Origin of the sequence: Romboutsia sedimentorum (assembly GCF_030131845.1) — a bacterium.
Taxonomy (GTDB): domain Bacteria; phylum Bacillota; class Clostridia; order Peptostreptococcales; family Peptostreptococcaceae; genus Romboutsia_D; species Romboutsia_D sedimentorum.
This window is the reverse complement of the sequence record NZ_JASKYM010000002.1, coordinates 564,588-585,336: the sequence shown is the minus strand read 5'-3', so window position 1 is coordinate 585,336 and position 20,749 is coordinate 564,588. Positions and strand designations below refer to the sequence as shown.

Genomic DNA, 20,749 nt, shown 5'->3' with positions numbered 1-20,749 from the left:
AATTTCATATATATATCTTTTACAATCTTTATGAATATTACTCTAATTTAGTTTTCTTAAAAAAAGAGAACACTTAAGTGTTCTCTTTTAATAATTACTTAAGCTGCTTAGCAACTTCTTCTGCAAAGTTTTCTTCTTTCTTTGCTATACCTTCTCCAACTTCAAATCTTACAACTCTAACAACTTCGATTTCTGCATCTACTTTTTTAGCAGTTTCAGCTACTAGTTGTTTTATTGTTAAATCAGGGTTTTTAACGAAAGGTTGTTCTAATAAACAAACTTCTTTTAATTGCTTCTCTAATCTACCTTTTATCATCTTCTCAACTATATTAGCTGGTTTTCCTTCATTTAAAGCTTGTTGAGTTAATATTTCAGTTTCATGAGCTATGTATTCTTGGTCTATGTCATTTCTTGAAACGTACTTAGGATTCATTGCAGCAACTTGCATTGCTATATCTCTTCCCATAGTTATAACTTCAGCATCTTTTGAAGCAGTTTTCATTTCAACTAATACACCTATTTTTCCAGCTCCGTGTATATATCCAGCGATTTGTCCTTCAGTAGTTACCTTAACAAATCTTCTTAAGTCTAACTTTTCTCCTATAGTAGCTATTCTGTTGTTTAATACTTCAGATAATGCGATTCCTTCAGCATGAGTTTCAGATAATAATCCTTCTACATCTTCTTTAGCTGTAGCTAGGGCCATCTTAGCAGCATCTTTAACGAAAGTTTTGAAGTCTTCGTTTTTAGCAACGAAATCTGTTTCTGAGTTTACTTCTACCATTGAAGCAATTGTGTTATCTTCGTTCATCTCTATAGTAACTAAACCTTCAGCAGCTACTCTATCAGCTTTCTTAGCAGCTTTAGATAAACCTTTTTCTCTTAATATATCTACGGCTCTTTCTATGTTTCCTTCAGCTTCTACTAAAGCTTTTTTACAGTCCATCATTCCAGCGCCAGTACCTTCTCTTAACTCTTTAACCATTTGTGCAGTTATAGCCATTTGAGTTACCTCCTATATATTATTAATGGTAAGGGCTATTAGACCCTTACCATTCAGTTGTTATTTTTTGATTATGCTTGTTCTTCAGTAGTTTCTTCTTCAGTAGCTTGTCTACCTTCTATTATAGCAGTTGCCATAGCAGCAGTTATTAATTTTACAGCTCTTATAGCATCATCATTACCTGGGATAGCGAAATCTAATTCTTCTGGGTCACAGTTAGTATCAACTATTCCGAATACAGGAATTCCTAGTCTGTGAGCTTCTTGTATTGCTATGTTTTCTTTTCTTGGGTCAACTATGAACATAGCTCCTGGTAATTCAGGCATATCTTTCATACCGTTTAAGTATTTTTCTAATTTTTCTTTTTCAGCTCTTAATTTTATAACTTCTTTTTTAGGAAGAACGTTGAATACACCTTCAGCTTCCATTTTTTCTAATTGTCTTAATTTTTTTATTCTAGTTTGGATAGTTTTGTGGTTTGTTAACATTCCACCTAACCATCTTTCGTTAACGTAGAACATTCCACATCTTTCAGCTTCTTCTTTTATAGCTTCTTGAGCTTGTTTCTTAGTTCCTACGAATAAAACTGGCTTTCCAGTTTCAGCTACTTCTTTCATAGCTCTGTAAGCTTCTTCAGCTTTCTTTACAGTTTTTTGTAAATCAATTATATATATTCCGTTTCTTTCTGTGAATATATACTTAGCCATTTTAGGGTTCCATCTTCTTGTTTGGTGTCCGAAGTGAACTCCAGCTTCTAATAATTGTTTCATTGATATTACTGACATTATATTTCCTCCTTGGTTTTATACCTCCGACATGATCATCTCCCAAAAAAACCTGTTAGGCACCTTCCCAGGATCCCATTGTCGTGTGTGATTTATTTTAATTTTTTCACCTCTAGTAGTATATCATAGGTGATTTTAAATTACAATATTTTTTATATCTTTTATTTTTATCCTTTTTTGTATAAATTATATACAATTATCGCCTTATCTAATCAGTAAATATCATTTTTATTTTAGTTTTAAAAGATGCACTATCTACATCATTGGCGCTAACTATATTTACACTCCCTAGTATTTCTCCATTATTCGTATAATATTTTATTACCCCAACTACATCACCTTTTTTAATTGGATAGTTTATTTCTTTAAAAGTTATTTGAGAATTTAGAGTTTCGTCATTTTCTAATATTATATAAAGTTCTTTATCTGCTATAAGCTTTACTTCTAATTCATTTATTCCTTTTATATATTTTTTACCTATTAATTTATCTTTTTGCATTACTTTACTTGTAGAGAAGTTTTCCTTACCATAATTAAGCATACTTAAAGCTGCTCCTAGTCTTTTGTTTTTATGATTTGCTCCTAATGTAACTCCTATTAATCTATGCTGTTTTTCGTTCTTTTCATCTTTTTCAACTACCATAGAAAAAGATAAGCAATATCCAGCATTTCCTGTGTATCCTGTTTTTATTCCATCTACATTAGGTAACATACTAAGCAGTGCAGCATTTGTATTATTTTTTTGAAAACTTCTAGCAGGATTTGAGTAAATTTCCATATTAGTTATAGCTACTACTTGTTTTTCATAGTTATCAAACATATACTTCCCTAATATAGCTATATCTCTTGCTGTGGATATATTCTCTTTTGGCGGCTTAGAAGGATTTTTCAAGTCATATATAGGAAGACCGTTTGGATTAACAAAATGAGTATTTACCATGCCAATTTCTTGACACTTATTATTCATTCGCTTTACAAATTTATCAGTGTCTCCTCCTATATGTTTTGATATAGCTACTGCTGCATCATTTCCAGACACTATCATAAGCCCCTTCATAAGTTCTATTAATGGTACTTTTTCGCCTTCTTTCAAATGATAACTTGATCCATTTACTTTAGCAATAGATTTGTCTATAGTTATTATATCTTCTTTTTTTACTTCATTATTTTCTATAGCTTCTATTGCAATTAAAAATGTCATCATTTTGCTTAAACTAGCTAGTGGACTTTTGGCATCTGCTGATTTTTCATATAAAACTCTGCCCGTGTCTTGGTCTATAAGTATTGATGATTTTGAAAATTTATCTACATTTTTTTTCTCCTTAGCATAAACAAAATTAGGAGTTAAAAAAGCAACGATGATACTTAGAACTAGTATTTTTTTTGCTCCGTTTTTCATTTTCTTCACCTTCTTGGATTAGTAAGTTTGTTTATTTTTTTATTAATAGGCATATATTAGTTTTTTCCTTTTTGTGTCCATAATATATCAGTAATTATTTGCTAACTACTTTTATTATTTTTATAATATATTATTTAATAGATTTAGGAATAATATTATCAAGCATTTTACCTTATATAAGGTAGGATAATTTCTATTTATAAATTTATTAGTATTAATTTAGCTATTATGCTATTATATAGAAAGTAAAATCTGGTTAAATTACAATTTAAATAGCCTAAAATAGGCTTATTATTAAAATAAAATTTTGTTTTAAATGAAAGGTAACTTATTTATGAATTTTAAAAATTTAGAAATTAATGATGATATCATAAATGTTTTAAAAAAAAATGGTATAACTAATCCTACTCCTGTACAAGAGGAGAGTATCCCTCTTATCCAAAGTGGAAAGGATGTTATTGCTCAAGCTCAAACAGGTACTGGTAAAACTTTAGCTTTTTTACTTCCTATATTTGAAAATATAGACACATCTAAAAATTGTGTACAAGCTTTAATAGTATCCCCTACTAGAGAATTAGCAATACAAATTACAGAAGAAGCTAATAAGCTAAAAGAGGGTAAAAATATTGGAGTACTTGCAGCTTATGGTGGTAAAGATATTGGGTCTCAGCTTAAAAAATTAAAAAAAGATATTCACTTAATAATAGCTACTCCTGGTAGACTTATAGACCATCTTATGAGAAAAACTATAGATCTTAGCAAGCTAAATACTATAGTTTTAGATGAAGCTGATGAGATGCTTTTTATGGGATTTAAAAATGACATAGAATCTATAATGACCTTCGCACCAAAAAAACGTCAAATGTTATGTTTCTCTGCTACTATGGATTCCGCTGTAAAAAAACTAGCTTATAGATATATGAATGATCCATCTGTTGTTTCTATAAAAAATAAAGAAATAACGTTAGAAAACATAGTTCAAGAAGTTGTTGAAAGCACTGATAGACATAAACAAGAAGCTTTATGTAGTGTTTTAAATGAAGATAACCCTTTTATGTCTATAATCTTTTGCAGAACTAAAGTAAGAGCTGACAAACTTGAAGAAGATCTTTATAAAAAAGGATTCAACTGTGCTAAACTTCACAGTGATATAACTCAATCTAAGCGTGAGAGAATTATGAAATCTTTTAGAAATGCTGAAATTCAATACCTAATAGCTACTGACGTTGCCGCTCGTGGTTTAGATGTTAGTGGTGTTAGTCATATTTATAATTATGATATCCCAGAAAGTGTAGAGTCTTATGTACATCGTATAGGTAGATGTGGCAGAGCTGGCGAAAAAGGTTATACTTGTCTTTTTATAGATCCTAAGAATCAAAAGATGTTAGATGAAATAGAAAGTACTATTAAATCTAAAATCAAAAAAAGAATATTAGAAAAATAAAAAATATATTTATAAATAAAAAATGGAGAGCATATGCTCTCCACTTTTATATATATAATAATTTATTATTTTCCAAGAATTTGTATTTCTATAGTTTTTCTTCCCCAGTCAGAACATTGTTTTTCTGTATTCATAAATACATCTATTTTGTTACCTTTTATAGCTCCACCACAATTGTTTGCTATAAATACTTTATCAAACTTTGGTATATATACTTTAGTTCCATATGGGATTACTTTTGGATCTACCGCTATTGTTCCCCATACCGGCTTTTGTCCTGTTGATGTTGTACTATAACCAGTATATGCTGTAGCTACAACATTAACTGATCTTTTATCTTTATTTTGAGAATTAGTTGTATTTGTATATCCTGCTTTTATATACTTGCTGCTTGCCCATCCCTGTTTGTTATTAGATAATTTCACTTTACTCCAGCCGTTGCTACTACTTAATACTGTTACTGATTTATTTTTACTTAAAGACCCTATCACTTTATAGCTAGTTGATGGTCCGCTTCTTACATTCAAGTTAGTTGTTACTGTTGCCATGCTATCCGCAAATGTTTCTGTTGCTCCTAGTGTAAATATAACTGCACTAAGTAACATACATAGCACTGTAAATTTCTTTATCATAAAAGCACCCCATTCCCCTTTTTTAATCTTTGTTACCTTTTTGTAACTTTCTAATAAGTATATGATACACTCTTGTTTCTAGTTTGTAAACTATTTTTTGAATATTTAATTACAATTTAGTTACATTTTTATAAATTTTGTTTACAATTTTGGACTTTAGGATATACTATATAACCCTCTTATTGAGCAAATTTGAATGTATTATTTTTTTATAATTAGGACTGTATTATTTTTTATTTTTTATATTACAAAGAGCATCACCTAATTAGGCAATGCTCTTTGTAATATAGTCTATAATTTTTTATTTTTTAAAATTACTTTGTTATTAATTTTAACTGTACTGGTATATACTCTTTAATTTTTTCATTTTTTAATATTTTATTGACTGCATCTACCGCAGTTTTACCTATTAATACTGGTTGCTGTGCTACAGTTGCTGCTAATTTTCCTTTTTTAACTGCATCTACTGCATCAGCTGTTGCATCAAACCCAACTACTAATACATCTTTCATATTAGCACCTTCTAAGGCTTTTTGAGCTCCTAATGCCATTTCATCATTTTGTGCAAATACGGCATCTATTTTATCTTTTGATTGAATTATGTTCTCCATTACCGAAAGTCCCTTAGTTCTATCAAAATCTGCACTTTGTTTTGCTACTAACTTAAATCCACTTTCTTTTATTCCATCTTCAAATCCTTTACCTCTATCTCTAGTTGCTGAAGAACCTGCTATACCTTCTAATTCTACTACATTACCTTTTGAACCTAGTTTTTCCATTAAAAACTTAGCAGCCATATCTCCTCCAGCTATATTATCTGATGCTATATGAGATATTACATCTCCACCATTAGCTGCTCTGTCTACTGTTACTACAGCTAACTTTGAATTATTAGCTATCATAACTGAAGCTATAGCTGAATCAGAATCTACTGGATTTAAAAGTACTATGTCTACATTTTTAACAGTTATATCTTCCATGTTTGACACTTCTTTTGCTGGGTCATTTTGAGAATCTAGTACTACTACATCATATCCTAGTTCTTCAGCCCTTTTTTCTACCCCAGTTTTTAAATCTACGAAAAATGGGTTATTTAACGTGGATACTATAAGTCCTATTTTAACTCTAGAATCATCTTTAACTTGGCACCCTACTAACAAAGATGATGACATGATTATACTCATTATTATATAAAGAAATTTTTTCATTTTTATTTCCCCTTAGTTATCTTTTCTGTCTAAAAGTACAGCTATTAGTATAACTACACCTTTTACCATCATTTGATAGTATGACGATACATCTAATATATTAAGTGCATTACTTAATACACCTATTATTAATGCTCCTATTATCGTTGCTCCTATTTTACCTTTTCCACCTGCAAGTTTTGTTCCTCCAAGTACTACTGCTGCTATTGCATCTAATTCATACCCAGTTCCTGCTGAAGGTCCAGCAGAATATAATCTTGAAGTTATTATGATACCTGCTATTGCTGATAATATACCACTTATTGTGTATACCCATATTTTTATTTTATCTGTATTTAACCCTGATAGCTTTGTTGCTTCTTCATTTGAACCTAATGCATATGTATATCTTCCTATTTTAGTATTACTTAATATATAAGCACATATTGCAAATATTAATATCATTATTATTGCAGGTGTAGGTATTCCAAGTATACTTCCTCCACCTATTTTACCAAAGTTAACTGCTAATTCACTACTACCAAGAGTTATTGGCTTTCCATCTGTAAATACCAACGTCAATCCTCTAAGTATTGTCATAGTAGCTAACGTTGCTATAAACGGTTGTAATTTTCCTTTAGCTATTATAAATCCATTTAAAAATCCTACTACAGCTCCTACTAATAAAGCCGCTATTATTGCTACTACTATACTTTGACCAGATGCTAGTAAACTACCACAAAATGCTCCACTTATCGCAAGTATAGAACCTACTGATAAATCTATACCACCTGTTAATATTACAAAAGTCATTCCTGCTGCTATTATTGCATTTACTGATGTTTGTCTTAATATATTAAATATATTTTTAGTGCTTAAAAATGATGGGCTTAGTATAGATACTACAGCTATTAATAAAATTAAACCTATTAAACTTCTGTATTTTACTAATAAATCTTTTTTGTCTATTTTTTTGTTTTCTGTATTTTGTATACATTTTGTTGCCATATTATATTGCCTCCTTAGTTTCTACCGCACATTTTAGTATTGCTTCTTGCGTTGCATCTTTTATATCAAATTCTCCGCTTATCATACCTTGACTTAAAACTAATATTCTATCGCTTAATCCTAGTATTTCAGGCATTTCAGAAGATATCATTATCACTGCTTTACCTTGAGATTTAAAATCATTTATAAGGTCATATATTTCTTTTTTAGCTCCAACATCTACGCCTCTTGTAGGTTCATCAAGTATTAAAACATCAGGATGTGTCATAAGTGCTTTTGCTATTGCTACTTTTTGTTGGTTTCCTCCACTTAAATTTCTTATCAATTGATTCTGGCTTGGAGTTTTTATATTTATTCTATCTATATAACTTTTTACTCTTTCATTTTCTTTGTTTTTATTTATTCTAAATAAAGATGATATTTTGTCTAATGATGATATCGACATATTTTCTTTAACAGATAAATCAAGTATTAACCCATCACCTTTTCTATCTTCACTAACATATGCTATTCTATTTTTTAATCCATCTCTAGAACTTTGATTGTCTATTTCTCTTCCTTTTACATAAACTTTACCGCTAGTTTTTCTTATATGTCCATATATAGTTTTAGCAAGCTCGCTTCTTCCAGCTCCCATTAGTCCTGATATCCCTAATATTTCTCCACTTTTAACTTCAAGGCTTACATTTTTTACGTACTGATTGTTAAGATTTTCTACTTTAAGAACAGTTTCTCCCATATCAACCTTAAGTCTTGGGAATTGTTCTGTAAGTTTTCTTCCTACCATCATCTCTATCATTTTATCTTCATCTAGATTTTCTATGTTTTCACGACCAACATATCTACCATCTCTTAATACAGTTATAGAGTCACAAATTTCAAATATTTCTTTTAATCTATGTGATATATATACTATTGCTTTGCCTTCAGACTTCAATTCATTTATTACATTAAATAAACTTTTACTTTCTTTATCCGTAAGTGCATCTGTAGGTTCATCCATTATTATTATTTTTGCATCTAATGATAATGCTTTTGCTATTTCTATCATTTGTTGTTCACCAATACTTAAGTTTTGTACTAGTTCTTTTGAACTTGTTGATATATTTAATTTTTTAAGTAATTGATCACTATCTTTATAAAGTTTATTGAAATCTATTCTAAGCCCTTTTTTAGGCTCACGCCCTAAGAATATATTTTCTCCTATGCTTAAATCTGGTAATAAGTTAAGCTCTTGATGAATTATTGCTATTCCTTTTGCTGTTGCATCTTTTGGCCCTTTTATATCTTCTTCCACTCCATTATAAAAAATCTTTCCACCATCTTTTTTATAAACTCCACTTAAAATTTTCATAAGTGTAGATTTACCCGCTCCATTTTCTCCCATCAATGCCATTACAGAACCTTCATACAAATCTAAGTTTACTCCATCTAAAGCTTTAACTCCTGGAAACTCTTTTACTATATTTGTCATTTTTAAAATAGGTAATTTCATTAAAAAACAACTCCCGACTTTAGTATTATATTTGCATATGGAGTACACTCTCCGGTTCTTACTACTGCTTTACTTTCTTTTGTTAAGTTTTTGAACTCTTCATGAGATACTTCATTTATTTTTATATCTTTAAATCTTTCTAGTATTTCTTTATATATTTCTTTATTATTTTCTTTTATTTCACTGGCTATTATTATTTCTTCTACACACAACTCTTCTAATATTGTGTCTAATGTCTCTAAAAATGTTGGTACTCCGTATTTTAATGCTAAATCTATTCTATCTACGCTTGTTGGTACTGGTAGCCCACAATCGCCTATAGTTAAACTATCTGTATGTCCCATCTTTGATAGTGTATATGATACTTCACTATTTATTAATTTTGTTTTTCTCATTTTTTTACCCCCTGAAACTTTCTACGTCTTTTAATGTTGGTAGTGAGCTTTGAGCTCCTTCTTTTTGAACTGTTAGTGCTCCTACTTTTGATGCAAAGTCCATTGCTTTTTCTACTTTTTTACCTTGAGCAAATGCTACTGCTAATGCTCCAGTATAACTATCTCCTGCAGCTGTTGTATCTATAGCTTCTACTTTACATGCTTTTTTAAATATACTTTTTTCTTTATTTATATACAAACTACCCTTTGATCCTAATGTAACTATAAGTTCTTTTACGCCTTTTTCTATCATTATTTGCGCTGCTTTTTTTATATCTTCTTCATTATTTATTTGCATACCACTTATTATTTCAAGTTCCGTTTCATTAGGTGTTAATAAATCAACATTTGCTATTAATTCATCTTCTAATATAACTGCTGGAGCTGGATTTAATATTGTATATTTAGAAGCTTTCTTTGCTACATTTAAAGCATACTTTATAGTTTCAAGTGGTGTTTCAAGTTGTAATACTACTATATCACTATTAGTTATAGCTTCTATATTCTTATCTATATCACTATTAGTTAATTTAAAATTCGCTCCTGGTGCTACTACTATACTATTTTCTGCATTTTTATCTACGCTTATAAGTGCAACTCCACTTGACCCTTCTTCTATTTGTATGTAATCTGTATTTACCTTATCATTTTCAAGCGCATTTATTAAAGCCTTTCCAAACCCATCGTTTCCAACTTTACCTATCATAGATACATCTCCATTCAATCTTGCCATAGCAACAGCTTGATTGGCACCTTTTCCACCTGGTACTTCTTTGAAATTGCTTCCTATTAATGTCTGCCCTTTTTTAGGCATTGTATCTACATTTACTACTAAATCCATATTTAAACTTCCTATAACACATATTTTTTTCACAATAGTGCCTCCTATATAACATTAATCTATATCAATTATTTCATTTTATTATTCATTTAACTTTTTATAGAATATCACATTCGTTTTTTTAGTGCAACACATTTAAGCATTAAAATATATATTTTTACATTTTAATACTTAATTTTTAAGTATTTATGTGTTTATTTCAATATAGAGGCGTTAATTATAAAGTTTATTTTATAATTAACGCCTCTATTGAATCTATTTCTAAATATATTTCAAATTTCACTTTGTGTTACTCTATTACGTCCTTGTTTCTTCGATATATACAAAGCTTTATCTGCTTCTTTTATTAATGTATTATAATCATCACTAATGTTTATATCGCCACGACTTACACCTATACTAACCGTTATGTTATTGCTCACTTTAGAGTAGTTATGTTCTATATTAAGTTCATTTATATTTTTTAAAATTTCATTAGGCAATTTTTTTATATAATCGTTATCCTGACTATATGATATTATCAAAAACTCTTCTCCACCGTATCTTATTACTTCATCTTCACATTCACTACAACTATTTTTTATCGATTGTGATACACTTATTAATACTTTATCACCTTTTATATGACCATAATTATCATTATAGTATTTAAAATAGTCTATATCTATCATTATTATGCTTATATTTTTTAATGCTACATTATTTTTTATAATCTCACTTAAATAACATCTATTGAATAATTTAGTTAATTCATCTCTATATGATTCTTCTTTCATTATGCTATTATATATATCTAAATTTTTTATTTCTTCTTCTTTATATATCTTTTCAAATTCACTAAAAATATTCTCGCATATTTTATAATATTTTAATGCTTCTTTATAATTTTGCTGATACTCATATACTCTAGCCAAAGAATAGTATGCATTCTTTTTATAAATATTTCCCCAATTTTTGCTATTTTTTATACTTTCTTGATAATATTCTATACTTTTAGTATGATCACCAAGCTTAAAATATAAATCTCCAATAATATTATTTATGTTATAATCAAAATAAGTGTATTTAAATGTTGATAAATTTTTTTTATATCTATCATTAGCAGATAAAGCATAGTCAAGACCTTTTTCTATATCTTTGTACCCTTTTGATATTAGCTTAGCTTCTAAATAAACTAACATAATTTTCGTGCCTTCATCTATATTATAATTTATATATTTTAGATATTCATTTCCATAGTTTATACACACTCTTGCATCTTCTAGTTTCTCTTCATCTATATATGCATTAATTAAAGCCACAAATGATGAACCTTTTAGTTCTTTATTCATAAAGTCATATTTAGAGTTATATATCAAAGGTTCTAGATTTCTTATGGCTTCTGATGGATTATTTATATAATCTAAATATATACTTCCTAAGTAATATAAAACTAATGCATTCATTTCAATTATTCCATATTTTTCTCCTATCTTCATACCTTCCATAAAATATTTCATTAATCCTAATACTTTATCTAAATATACTCTTATTATATTTTTGTTTTTTTCTTGCCACCTTATTGACAGCAATCTTTGAATATATGCTAATGTTATTTGCTGTATATTATTTTCTTTTTTAAGTAATGTTATTGATTTAATAAAAAGTCTTCTTGATATTGTGTAATTATTTTTCTTCATATTAGAATAACTTAATCTAGAATAAATCTTACCACTGCAAAAATTATTATTTAATTTTTTGGATATCTCTAAGCTTTTTTCCCACCATACTATGCTTTCAGTTATTTGATTCTTAAGAGTTAACTCTAGTGCTAAAAGATAATATACTTTTACTAACTCTAAATAATTATTATTCTTTTCTAGTTCATCAATTTGTTCATATACTTTGACAATAATTATTTCTAAATAATCCATATCAATTAACAATGTTGATTTTATTTCTACATCTTTTATTATTTTTTCATATCAAAATTCATATCAAAGCATCCCCTCATTAGATTAACACATGTTTTTGATATGTATATATCTATTTTTACCATTTTTCTTAGCCATATAAAGTGCCTTATCGGCATCGTCTACTAGCTTATTATAATCCCCGCTTTTTTCTTGTTCTCCCGTTGCTATCCCTATACTAACTGTAATTTTAGAATTTAATGGTGATGTTTCATGCTCAATATTTAAATCATCTACTTTGTTTAATATTTCATTAGCTATTTCTATAGTTTCTTTATATGTTATATCTTTAAGTAGCACTAAGAACTCTTCTCCTCCATATCTTATTGCCATATGCTTATAAGCTATTTCGTTTAAAAGTTCTCCTATTTTAGTTAATATTTCATCACCTTTTAAATGACCGTACTTATCGTTATATTTTTTAAAATAATCTATATCTATCATTAGTATTGATACCAGTTCATTTTCTTTACTATCGTTACTTAAGTTTTGACTAATAAATTCATTTAAAAATCTTCTATTTAATAATCCTGTTAATTAATCTTTATTTCTTTTACTAACTAAAACGTCTTTTAAAGAGTTTAATTCATCTATTTTTTCTTCTTTTTCATTTATATCATACTCTTTTAATAATATTTCTGTATATTTATCATTTTGGATTTTTACCCATTGCTCCTTTAAAATCACATGTTGCTTTAAATTTGCTATAGAGCCCTTAAAATCATTTAACTGCTCACAATCCATAGATAGTAATTTATAAAACTCAATTATTGAATTATTAAGATTTTTCTCCAAACTTTTTTCAAGACCTACTTGGTGTAATTTATATGCTTTTTCATAGTTTCCTAACTTATAATAAATATTTGCTTCTATTTTATCTATCATTATATCTACATTTCGATATATATTTTTATATTTATTTTTTTCATATAATACTCTACTCTTTTTTATATACCTTACAGCTTCTTTTATTTTGTCTAGTTCTACTAAACTATAATATTCTGCCTTGCACATATAAATTATCATTTTTAATTGCATTTCATTTAGCAAATTATTAGATATATAAGTAGATTGTATTCTTTCTAAACATTCATATGCGCAGTTGTTTAGCCCTAACTTTAGGTAATTAGACATTAAATTATTTGCCACCGTAATTTTATATACTAAGTTTATTTTCTTGTATCTAGGATCACTTAAAATTGGTTTTAAATAGTTTACTGATTCTATATAATTTCCTAATAATGTATAACTTAGTGCTAAAAATATTCTATTTCTAATCTCTAAATCAACTTGTAATGTTTTTATTGATAAATCCAAGGATTGTGATAAATAGAATATAGCCCCTACTGTATTGTCAAATACAGATAAATGTATTTGTGCTATATCACAATAATACCTAGCAACATATTTTACATCATTTTCCTTTATCGACCTATGTATATTTTCTATATATGGCTGTATTTCTCCTTCTGTACAACTTTTATTCATTAATAATTTAATATGTCTTAAATAAAATTGTATCAATTCATCAGCGTCACAACTTAATTCAAATTTATCTCTAGCAATTTGATATACTTGTAAAGATGTGTTTGTATCACTATATTGGGTATGGTAGTTTGATAAGTATCCATATAATATGGCCTCATAATTTTTACTATTTGAATTGCTTTTATCTAACAGTTCTATTGATCTCAATAAGTTTTTTTATATTTTTTTTATTTTGCATGTACCTATTTATAAGCATAAGTAAAAAATAGCATCTTGAATATTCATAATAACTTTTTTCACTTAATTCATTTAGATATTTTTTCAGATCATACTTTATTTTTGTTATATATTTTAATTCTATACTGTGTTCATCTTTTTTTCTTAAATCATCTATATAAGTTTCTATCAATTCATAGTTCACCTAAATATCACCCTTCTTAAACGTGCTTATTAACTTATTTTTTATTTCTACATACTATATATCTCATCTCATATAGAGATTAAAATAAATATAAAGTTATTTATTTTAATCTCTATTTTTATTTAATATTTGTAATAAAAATAAAAACCTCCGTATTAAATACGAAGGCTTTTGTTTTATATCATACTTAGTAAAATAAAAAATATTAAACTAAGCGTAGCAATTGCTAAAACCACTTTATTTTTTATAAATCCAGCTTTTTTATTTTGTATTTTTGAATTTTTTATTATAAGTGCATCATCTATATCTGCTTTTTCATACATAACTAAACTTAAATCTATTATCAATTCTTGTATATTATTATATTTTTGAGTTCTGTTTAAAAGTTTTTTTACAATATTTATAAGTTTATCATTTCCATTTATAGCTTTTAACTCTATCCAATTAACACCTTTATCAATATTTTTAAGCATTTGTTTTTCATTTTCACATTCACTAAAAGGTAGTACTTTAAATATACATTCAAATAATACAATCCCTAATGCAAAAATATCACTTTCTATATCAGTATAGTTTATACATAATTGATGAGGTGATAAATATTTAATTTCATTGCAAGCTCTTATATTTGTTCCATTATTCGATTTTGTAGTTCCTAGATTACAAATTTTAACATTATAATTTCGGTCTATCATTATATTACTTGGATTTAAATCTCCATGATACATATTATGTGCATCTAAAACTTCTAAAGCTTTTACTATTTGTATAGCAATACTTACTATGGCATTTAAATGAAGATAGTTTCCTTTTATTATATTCTCTAAAGGCATACCTTCCCATTCTTCACTTACCATATAGTAAAGCGTAGTTAGTTCCGTACAGTGTATCCCAACATCTATAATTTTCAATATATATGGAGAATTTATTTGATGGGTCATAGTACTTTCATCTATTAAATTTGATATGAAATTTTCACATATATTCGTATTGTGTTCTATTATTTTTATTAATACCTTCTTATTATAATAAACATCTCTTGCTTTATACATTTTATTTAATTCTATATTATCTTCACAGTTTAATAATTCATATCTATTACCTATAAAATTCAATTATAAATTCCCCACTTCCTGTCTTTATTAAAACATAATATATATATAATTATATCAATTTATATATATATTTCCATATTTTTACTTTTATCTTTTAAAAATATTTTTTTATAACCTAAAAAACTTATTTTTATTATTGTTTATTACTTAAACAACAAAAAAATCCGTATATATTTGTTTACGGATTTTTCTTAACTTACTTTAATTTTTATTTTGATTAATAATTTCAATGTAATCAGTGTAATATTTTTTACCTGGTATAGAATTTACTAAAACCTCTACCAAATAATAGTTATCTTCTAGTTCTTCATAGTCTTTTACAAAATAATTTCCTATGAGGCTATTAAATTCATTATATGTTAATCTTTTTTTATTTAAAAATTTATTAAGTATATCAAATTCTTCTTTTGTATTAATTTCCATCACACCCTTAGAATTTAAATATTTTTTTTTATTAATAATATAATTATATACTTACTTCTTCAAATTATACACCTTTTGCACCATCTATTTCAGCTAAATATACAGATTCAACTTTATACTTTTACTTATATATACATATACTGTGTTATTTCTGCATTTTTTATAAGCATTTCTTGTTGAATGATTTTAAAAGGTATTTTAATAAAAATATTCAATCTATATATATAGTCTTATATAGGGAGAGTGGTAATTTGAATTCTAAAAAATTTTTGCTTATTATGTTTGTACTTTTAGTAATTATTTTTGCAATAGGCAAAGATACTAGCGCCAATGCTCAAACTTATAAATCTGACATACTCATAAAGGAACTTACTTTGAAAATTTCATTAATTCAAACAGCTTCAGAGGTATATGATACAAACATAAATGAAACTAAAAACTTTAATAAAAACTTATATAAAGACAAATCAAATCAAGCTTATAAGCATTATACCTGGTTAAAAAACACATATTCTAATATGGATAAAGAAATGAAAAGTTCTCTTGAGAATATATTTAAATCTAAAGATTCTTGGGAATATATAAATACAGTTATAAACTTAAATGATGATGCTTCTGTTGATGAAATAATAAATACTTTAAATCGTGATAAATATTTAAACTTATCTGATGATTTGAAAAATGATATAGAAAAGTTTTTTATTTATTTTTATGACGAACATTTTAAATCTTACTACAAAAAACAGAAATATAAATATGATAGAAAAGCTAATAATTTAAATCAAAAGTTATCTGATAACCAAGTTGATGTAATAAAATTTATAGAAACTTCATCTGGTATTAAACTGCCAAAACATTATAAATCTATTATGTATTATAATTTAAATCCTCTTGTATCTCAAGCATTTGAACATGACAATGTAATGATCTCTACAATAGGTCTAAATGTAACACCAGCAGATATTGTAAGTATTCATTTTTACAAATACGCTCGCCCTTTATTTGATACATTCTCTACTAGTAAAGAGTATTTAAATTTTTATTCTACATTAAATCAAGATAAAAATTTTAAATCTGACTACAACAATTTTGATAAAGGCTCTTACAGTTTTAATGATTGGTGTTTAGAAAATTTAATTTCTGGATATTCAAAGTATCTAGAGTACTTATATTTTGGAAGTACATATGAAAATGCTAGTTATGCATATGATTTAGATTTTTATAATTATTTAAAAGATATAGGATTTAATCCTAATAAAATATCTTTAAAAGATGCTACTATAAACTTTTATAAGAGTAAGCTAAATTCATAAAATCAAAATAACATGGTATCAAAAGTTTTTGTATTATACCCCTTAATACATTAATTTATTTAAATAATACCCCCTATCGTAAAATACGATAGGGGGTATACTACTTTATCTAAATCCTATTACTGCTGCACCAAGAGCGCCTATTATTTGAGTATCCTGTGCAATAAATACATCTTTACCCAAAGAATCCTCTACCATACTAACAAGAACTTTGCTCTTTGCAAGTCCCCCAGTAAATGCAACTTCATTTACAACTTCACCACGATTTAACATAGCTGTAGATTTATTTGCAATAGATTTTAAAATTCCAGCTGCTACGCTTTCTTTACTTACATTTCTTGCAAGTAAGCTAACTATTTCACTCTCAGCAAAAACTGTACACATAGAAGATATATCAACAGGATTAGCATCCTTTGCTAATGTATCAATATCTTCTATATCACTGCCTAACAGATTTGAAGTTATCTCTAAAAATCGTCCTGTTCCAGCTGCGCATTTATCATTCATTATAAAATTAGATATATTTCCATCTTCATCTAAATTTATAACTTTACTATCTTGTCCTCCTACATCTAATATTGTTCTGATATTTTTATTTAAAAAATGTATCCCCTTAGTGTGGCATGTTATTTCTGTAACTTTCTTATTAACAAAATCCATACTCACCCTACCATAGCCAGTTCCTACAATTTTTTTTATTTTATTTTCTGCTATACCTTCACTTAAAATTTCATAAACTTGTTTTGATGTAGATTTTGGACTCCAACCTGTTGGAATAACTATTTTTTTAAGAATTTTTTCTCCATCAAATAATACTCCCTTAGTTGCTACAGAGCCTGAATCAATGCCTATACTATACATATTGCCTCCTATTTTACACATACACCATCTTCAATCATTTCTATAAATGCTTCAAATCTAGTTCTTAATTGTTCTGTATCTGATTTAGAGTAATCAGTTTCTATTGCCATATACGCTATGTTTTTATTATTCATAAGTTGTTTTACTCTAAAGCTTTCAACATTAAATGTATGACAAGCTTGAAGTGCAACATCTATAACTCCATCTACCTTATATTCATCTGCTAATCTATCTAGCATTTCCATTCTATTATCATTGTGCATCATACAAGAACAACCTATGCTTAAATATTTTTCAGTTAATGCATCATATACATCTTCATTCTCTTCATCGACTAATGAATCATTGTTTCTTATAGCTCCACAAAGCTCATATGCTACAATAGATGCTCCACTGTCTTCTATTGTTGTTATTATTTTTTCACTTATTCCTCCTATTGGAGATCCTGTTATAAGTATTCTCGGTTTATCAATATTATTTTGACAGTTTCCTTCTTGGTATTTTTGTTTTACAGAGTCTATAATATTTCTTAGCTCATCTTTAAGATCAGCTCTATCAAATTTAAACCCTGACTGATACAATACTTGATGAAGTTCCATACCACTTAAAGGCGATGGATTTAATTTAGCAAGTTCATAATACTCTTTTAATAATCTTCTTTCTTCGTTTTTATCTTTAATTGCATCTCTTATATCTTGGTCACTAATAGTAACCCCTAATGCTTTTTCTGTTTCCTCTTTTAATACTTTTATTTCTTCCTTCCAAAGTTTGTATGTATATTCTCCTCTTTGCATATTAGGTAAATGCATTACATGAGTAGGCTTGATTTTAGCTAACTCCTCATACATTTTTTTCTTACCATCACAAGTAGTCTCCCCTATTAGCATATCTGAAAAATAAAAATATGGACAAGTATCTGTTATTGCATGCCCATAACTTGATTTTATAAGAGGACAAAGGTTTCTTGGAAGTACTTTTTCCGCATCTGGTATTGCTTCTTCACTAACCCCACAAACTCCAACTGTAACAGCTCCTGCTGCCATAGGTATTTCTACTGGCGTATATGTACAAAAAACTCCAACCATTTTCTTTCCACTCTCTTTAATTTCTTTAGCCTTTATAAACCCAGCTCTTCTTGCTTCATTAAAACTTTCAAATTTTTCTGGTAAATTCGTCATATTATTTCCCCCTTTTTACATTTTATTCTATATAAAATTTTATCATGGTTTCCCTTTATTTGTTAATGGTTATATCTATAGTATCAACTGTTTGTATAGATGAATTATATATGTTAAATTAAAGTTATATTTTAATTTAATAAAAAATAAAATAGTTATGAAGTATTAACTCGATAACTATTTTGTATAAATTATATGATTATTTTATTTTTAAAGATTTCAAAACATCACACATTATTTTTAATTCTTCTTTGGATAGTTCATCAAACTCTTCTAGTCTTATTATTGTATCAATTATTAATTTATTTTTATAATCATCTTTGCTAAATCTGATTTCTTTTTTTAATTTTTCATCATGATATTTCTTATGCTCTTTTTTAATAAAATATGTAGATAATGTTGAGCTTAAAGAACCTATAAATCCAATCCCCATTACCATTAGAATTGCTGCAATAATTTTTCCAAAAGGTGAAGTAGGAGAAATATCTCCATATCCCACTGTTGTTATTGTTACAATACTCCACCAAAGTGCATCTCCTATGCTTATTTGTTCTACATAAGACATTGCTAATGAGCCTACAAGTATCAAACTTATACCTATGCCTATAGTATAATTAAACTTATTTGTTTTAATAAACTCAGAAAAATTATCGTTACTTTTTTTCAAGATAGCCACTATTCTTACAACCTTACTTATTTCTGATAACCTCGCTAGCCTACTTATTCTTACGATTTTTAATGTGTTGAATACTCTAAATATAGAATATACAGGTATAATAGAAATTAAATGTATATAGTTTCTTTTAATAAATTTTTTCTTATTTGTGCTCTTACAATATCTGCTAGCATAGTCAAATACAAAAATTAACCATATTATAAAATCAATAATAGTTAAAATCTTATTTGTTTTATAGTTCAAATTCATTGTTAATTGTAAAACCAAAATTATGGCAACTACTAATGAAAGTGATGCCATAGTGATATTATAAATAATATATTTTTTTCTCATTTTATTTAATGGAATAAATGCTTTCCATTTTTATAATGCCAATTCCCCTTATAGCCTTTACTTTCTGCTCCTAATTCAAAATGAAGCATTGAAATTCCCAAATCAATTTCTTCATACCCATAATTTTTACTAGATATAAATGCTTTTATTTTATTTTCATATATTTCATATGAGGTTTCTTTTTTATTTAAAGCTGAAGGGGACTTTAGTGCACATTCTATGCCACTTTCAATCCATGAACAAATATTATTTTTATTTGATATTAGTATATCTTCAAGTTTTTTATTTTTTTTATTTAGCTTCTTAACCACCTTCTCTTTTATCGATAGCTCTTTAGGCGTATGTCCTATTACTATTATGCAAACTAATTCATCTTCTTCATTAAATTTAATATGGCTTGCACATTTTTTATTATCATAAGTTCCGCCTACCCAACAAGTACCAAGACCCATAGATGTAGCTTCTAATACTATCATTTCTCCGTAGTACCCTAGTTTTTGTTTGAAGTTTTCAATTTTATTATTACCTACTAAAGCTATAAAAGATTTTACTCCACTTATCATTCCATATGAAGCCTTAAATCCACTTATTCCTTCTTCTCCATCTTTTATGAATTGAATATTAAGAGAAGATTTTTCATTTATTTTATCTATTAATTTTAAAATAGCTAATATATCCATATCATCTATGTCTTGGTCTATATAAGTTCGTCTCGAGGTTCTTCTATCTATTGAATTTTTCCAATGTTTTTGTAATTCCAT

Annotated in this window: 20 protein-coding genes and 1 pseudogene; 2 read left to right on the top strand and 19 right to left on the bottom strand. The window is 27.2% G+C overall.

Going from position 1 to position 20,749, the window contains the following annotated elements:
- Window positions 1–94: 94 nt before the first annotated feature.
- The 3 genes from tsf to QOZ84_RS07990 form a co-directional block, all read right to left on the bottom strand.
- Window positions 95–1,003, bottom strand: coding sequence for a translation elongation factor Ts (gene tsf, locus QOZ84_RS08000; protein ID WP_284132429.1), 909 nt, complete (start codon window positions 1,001–1,003; stop codon window positions 95–97).
- A gap of 71 nt (window positions 1,004–1,074) precedes the next feature.
- Window positions 1,075–1,788, bottom strand: coding sequence for a 30S ribosomal protein S2 (gene rpsB / locus QOZ84_RS07995; protein WP_284132428.1), 714 nt, complete (start codon window positions 1,786–1,788; stop codon window positions 1,075–1,077).
- Between the two features lie 208 nt (window positions 1,789–1,996).
- The gene (locus QOZ84_RS07990) at window positions 1,997–3,187 is read right to left on the bottom strand and encodes a D-alanyl-D-alanine carboxypeptidase family protein (RefSeq protein ID WP_284132427.1); all 1,191 of its coding nucleotides are present in this window, start codon (window positions 3,185–3,187) and stop codon (window positions 1,997–1,999) included.
- 334 nt (window positions 3,188–3,521) lie between these two features.
- Here QOZ84_RS07990 and QOZ84_RS07985 point away from each other — a divergent pair, with 334 nt between their 5' ends.
- The gene (locus QOZ84_RS07985) at window positions 3,522–4,631 is read left to right on the top strand and encodes a DEAD/DEAH box helicase (RefSeq protein ID WP_284132426.1); all 1,110 of its coding nucleotides are present in this window, start codon (window positions 3,522–3,524) and stop codon (window positions 4,629–4,631) included.
- Window positions 4,632–4,696: 65 nt separating this feature from the next.
- Here the strand turns inward: QOZ84_RS07985 and QOZ84_RS07980 are convergent, their stop codons facing one another.
- The 12 genes and pseudogenes from QOZ84_RS07980 to QOZ84_RS07925 form a co-directional block, all read right to left on the bottom strand.
- Complete coding sequence (locus QOZ84_RS07980) at window positions 4,697–5,263, bottom strand: 3D domain-containing protein (protein ID WP_284132425.1); 567 nt, start codon at window positions 5,261–5,263, stop codon at window positions 4,697–4,699.
- Window positions 5,264–5,577: 314 nt separating this feature from the next.
- A complete protein-coding gene (gene rbsB / locus QOZ84_RS07975) occupies window positions 5,578–6,471 on the bottom strand; it encodes a ribose ABC transporter substrate-binding protein RbsB (protein WP_284132424.1) in 894 nt (297 codons plus the stop codon).
- Between the two features lie 12 nt (window positions 6,472–6,483).
- Window positions 6,484–7,458: a ribose ABC transporter permease gene (rbsC, locus tag QOZ84_RS07970; RefSeq protein ID WP_284132423.1), complete on the bottom strand. Its 975-nt coding sequence runs from the start codon at window positions 7,456–7,458 to the stop codon at window positions 6,484–6,486.
- A gap of 1 nt (window position 7,459) precedes the next feature.
- Window positions 7,460–8,953, bottom strand: a complete 1,494-nt coding sequence (gene rbsA, locus QOZ84_RS07965; protein ID WP_284132422.1) for a ribose ABC transporter ATP-binding protein RbsA — start codon at window positions 8,951–8,953, stop codon at window positions 7,460–7,462.
- Complete coding sequence (gene rbsD, locus QOZ84_RS07960; protein WP_284132421.1) at window positions 8,953–9,348, bottom strand: D-ribose pyranase; 396 nt, start codon at window positions 9,346–9,348, stop codon at window positions 8,953–8,955. Before rbsD ends, rbsA begins: the two co-directional genes overlap by 1 nt.
- Window positions 9,349–9,352: 4 nt before the next feature.
- The gene (gene rbsK / locus QOZ84_RS07955; RefSeq protein ID WP_284132420.1) at window positions 9,353–10,261 is read right to left on the bottom strand and encodes a ribokinase; all 909 of its coding nucleotides are present in this window, start codon (window positions 10,259–10,261) and stop codon (window positions 9,353–9,355) included.
- A gap of 239 nt (window positions 10,262–10,500) precedes the next feature.
- Complete coding sequence (locus tag QOZ84_RS07950) at window positions 10,501–12,141, bottom strand: tetratricopeptide repeat-containing diguanylate cyclase (protein WP_284132419.1); 1,641 nt, start codon at window positions 12,139–12,141, stop codon at window positions 10,501–10,503.
- An 84-nt stretch (window positions 12,142–12,225) separates the two neighbouring features.
- Window positions 12,226–12,705 (bottom strand): annotated as a pseudogene (locus QOZ84_RS07945) (GGDEF domain-containing protein); the annotation flags it as partial.
- Window positions 12,706–12,717: 12 nt separating this feature from the next.
- Window positions 12,718–13,875 carry a hypothetical protein gene (locus QOZ84_RS07940; RefSeq protein WP_284132418.1) on the bottom strand — a complete coding sequence of 386 codons (1,158 nt, stop codon included), beginning with the start codon at window positions 13,873–13,875 and terminating at the stop codon, window positions 12,718–12,720.
- Window positions 13,850–14,089: a hypothetical protein gene (locus QOZ84_RS07935; RefSeq protein WP_284132417.1), complete on the bottom strand. Its 240-nt coding sequence runs from the start codon at window positions 14,087–14,089 to the stop codon at window positions 13,850–13,852. Before QOZ84_RS07935 ends, QOZ84_RS07940 begins: the two co-directional genes overlap by 26 nt.
- 176 nt (window positions 14,090–14,265) lie before the next feature.
- On the bottom strand, window positions 14,266–15,204 hold the full coding sequence (locus tag QOZ84_RS07930; protein WP_284132416.1) for a protein kinase domain-containing protein: 939 nt from the start codon (window positions 15,202–15,204) through the stop codon (window positions 14,266–14,268).
- A 201-nt stretch (window positions 15,205–15,405) separates the two neighbouring features.
- Window positions 15,406–15,627, bottom strand: coding sequence for a hypothetical protein (locus tag QOZ84_RS07925; RefSeq protein WP_284132415.1), 222 nt, complete (start codon window positions 15,625–15,627; stop codon window positions 15,406–15,408).
- Between the two features lie 251 nt (window positions 15,628–15,878).
- Here QOZ84_RS07925 and QOZ84_RS07920 point away from each other — a divergent pair, with 251 nt between their 5' ends.
- Window positions 15,879–16,940: a hypothetical protein gene (locus tag QOZ84_RS07920; RefSeq protein ID WP_284132414.1), complete on the top strand. Its 1,062-nt coding sequence runs from the start codon at window positions 15,879–15,881 to the stop codon at window positions 16,938–16,940.
- 105 nt (window positions 16,941–17,045) lie between these two features.
- On the opposite strand, the gene QOZ84_RS07915 is transcribed toward QOZ84_RS07920, so the two are convergent.
- The 4 genes from QOZ84_RS07915 to QOZ84_RS07900 all read right to left on the bottom strand — a co-directional run bounded on the left by QOZ84_RS07915 (window position 17,046) and on the right by QOZ84_RS07900 (window position 20,749).
- A complete protein-coding gene (locus tag QOZ84_RS07915; RefSeq protein WP_284132413.1) occupies window positions 17,046–17,801 on the bottom strand; it encodes an acyl-CoA dehydratase activase in 756 nt (251 codons plus the stop codon).
- 8 nt (window positions 17,802–17,809) lie between these two features.
- Window positions 17,810–18,979, bottom strand: a complete 1,170-nt coding sequence (locus tag QOZ84_RS07910; RefSeq protein ID WP_284132412.1) for a double-cubane-cluster-containing anaerobic reductase — start codon at window positions 18,977–18,979, stop codon at window positions 17,810–17,812.
- 199 nt (window positions 18,980–19,178) lie between these two features.
- Window positions 19,179–19,988, bottom strand: coding sequence for a potassium channel family protein (locus QOZ84_RS07905; protein ID WP_331496538.1), 810 nt, complete (start codon window positions 19,986–19,988; stop codon window positions 19,179–19,181).
- Window positions 19,989–19,993: 5 nt separating this feature from the next.
- The gene (locus tag QOZ84_RS07900) at window positions 19,994–20,749 is read right to left on the bottom strand and encodes a nitroreductase family protein (protein ID WP_284132410.1); all 756 of its coding nucleotides are present in this window, start codon (window positions 20,747–20,749) and stop codon (window positions 19,994–19,996) included.

Bases quoted from the DNA above. Each gene is read 5' to 3' on its own strand.
- tsf (WP_284132429.1), bottom strand. From the start codon at position 1,003: ATGGCTATAACTGCACAAATGGTTAAAGAGTTAAGAGAAGGTACTGGC.
- rpsB (WP_284132428.1), bottom strand. From the start codon at position 1,788: ATGTCAGTAATATCAATGAAACAATTATTAGAAGCTGGAGTTCACTTC.
- QOZ84_RS07990 (WP_284132427.1), bottom strand. From the start codon at position 3,187: ATGAAAAACGGAGCAAAAAAAATACTAGTTCTAAGTATCATCGTTGCT.
- QOZ84_RS07985 (WP_284132426.1), top strand. From the start codon at position 3,522: ATGAATTTTAAAAATTTAGAAATTAATGATGATATCATAAATGTTTTA.
- QOZ84_RS07980 (WP_284132425.1), bottom strand. From the start codon at position 5,263: ATGATAAAGAAATTTACAGTGCTATGTATGTTACTTAGTGCAGTTATA.
- rbsB (WP_284132424.1), bottom strand. From the start codon at position 6,471: ATGAAAAAATTTCTTTATATAATAATGAGTATAATCATGTCATCATCT.
- rbsC (WP_284132423.1), bottom strand. From the start codon at position 7,458: ATGGCAACAAAATGTATACAAAATACAGAAAACAAAAAAATAGACAAA.
- rbsA (WP_284132422.1), bottom strand. From the start codon at position 8,953: ATGAAATTACCTATTTTAAAAATGACAAATATAGTAAAAGAGTTTCCA.
- rbsD (WP_284132421.1), bottom strand. From the start codon at position 9,348: ATGAGAAAAACAAAATTAATAAATAGTGAAGTATCATATACACTATCA.
- QOZ84_RS07950 (WP_284132419.1), bottom strand. From the start codon at position 12,141: ATGGATTATTTAGAAATAATTATTGTCAAAGTATATGAACAAATTGAT.
- QOZ84_RS07925 (WP_284132415.1), bottom strand. From the start codon at position 15,627: ATGGAAATTAATACAAAAGAAGAATTTGATATACTTAATAAATTTTTA.
- QOZ84_RS07915 (WP_284132413.1), bottom strand. From the start codon at position 17,801: ATGTATAGTATAGGCATTGATTCAGGCTCTGTAGCAACTAAGGGAGTA.
- QOZ84_RS07910 (WP_284132412.1), bottom strand. From the start codon at position 18,979: ATGACGAATTTACCAGAAAAATTTGAAAGTTTTAATGAAGCAAGAAGA.
- QOZ84_RS07905 (WP_331496538.1), bottom strand. From the start codon at position 19,988: ATGAGAAAAAAATATATTATTTATAATATCACTATGGCATCACTTTCA.
- QOZ84_RS07900 (WP_284132410.1), bottom strand. From the start codon at position 20,749: ATGGAATTACAAAAACATTGGAAAAATTCAATAGATAGAAGAACCTCG.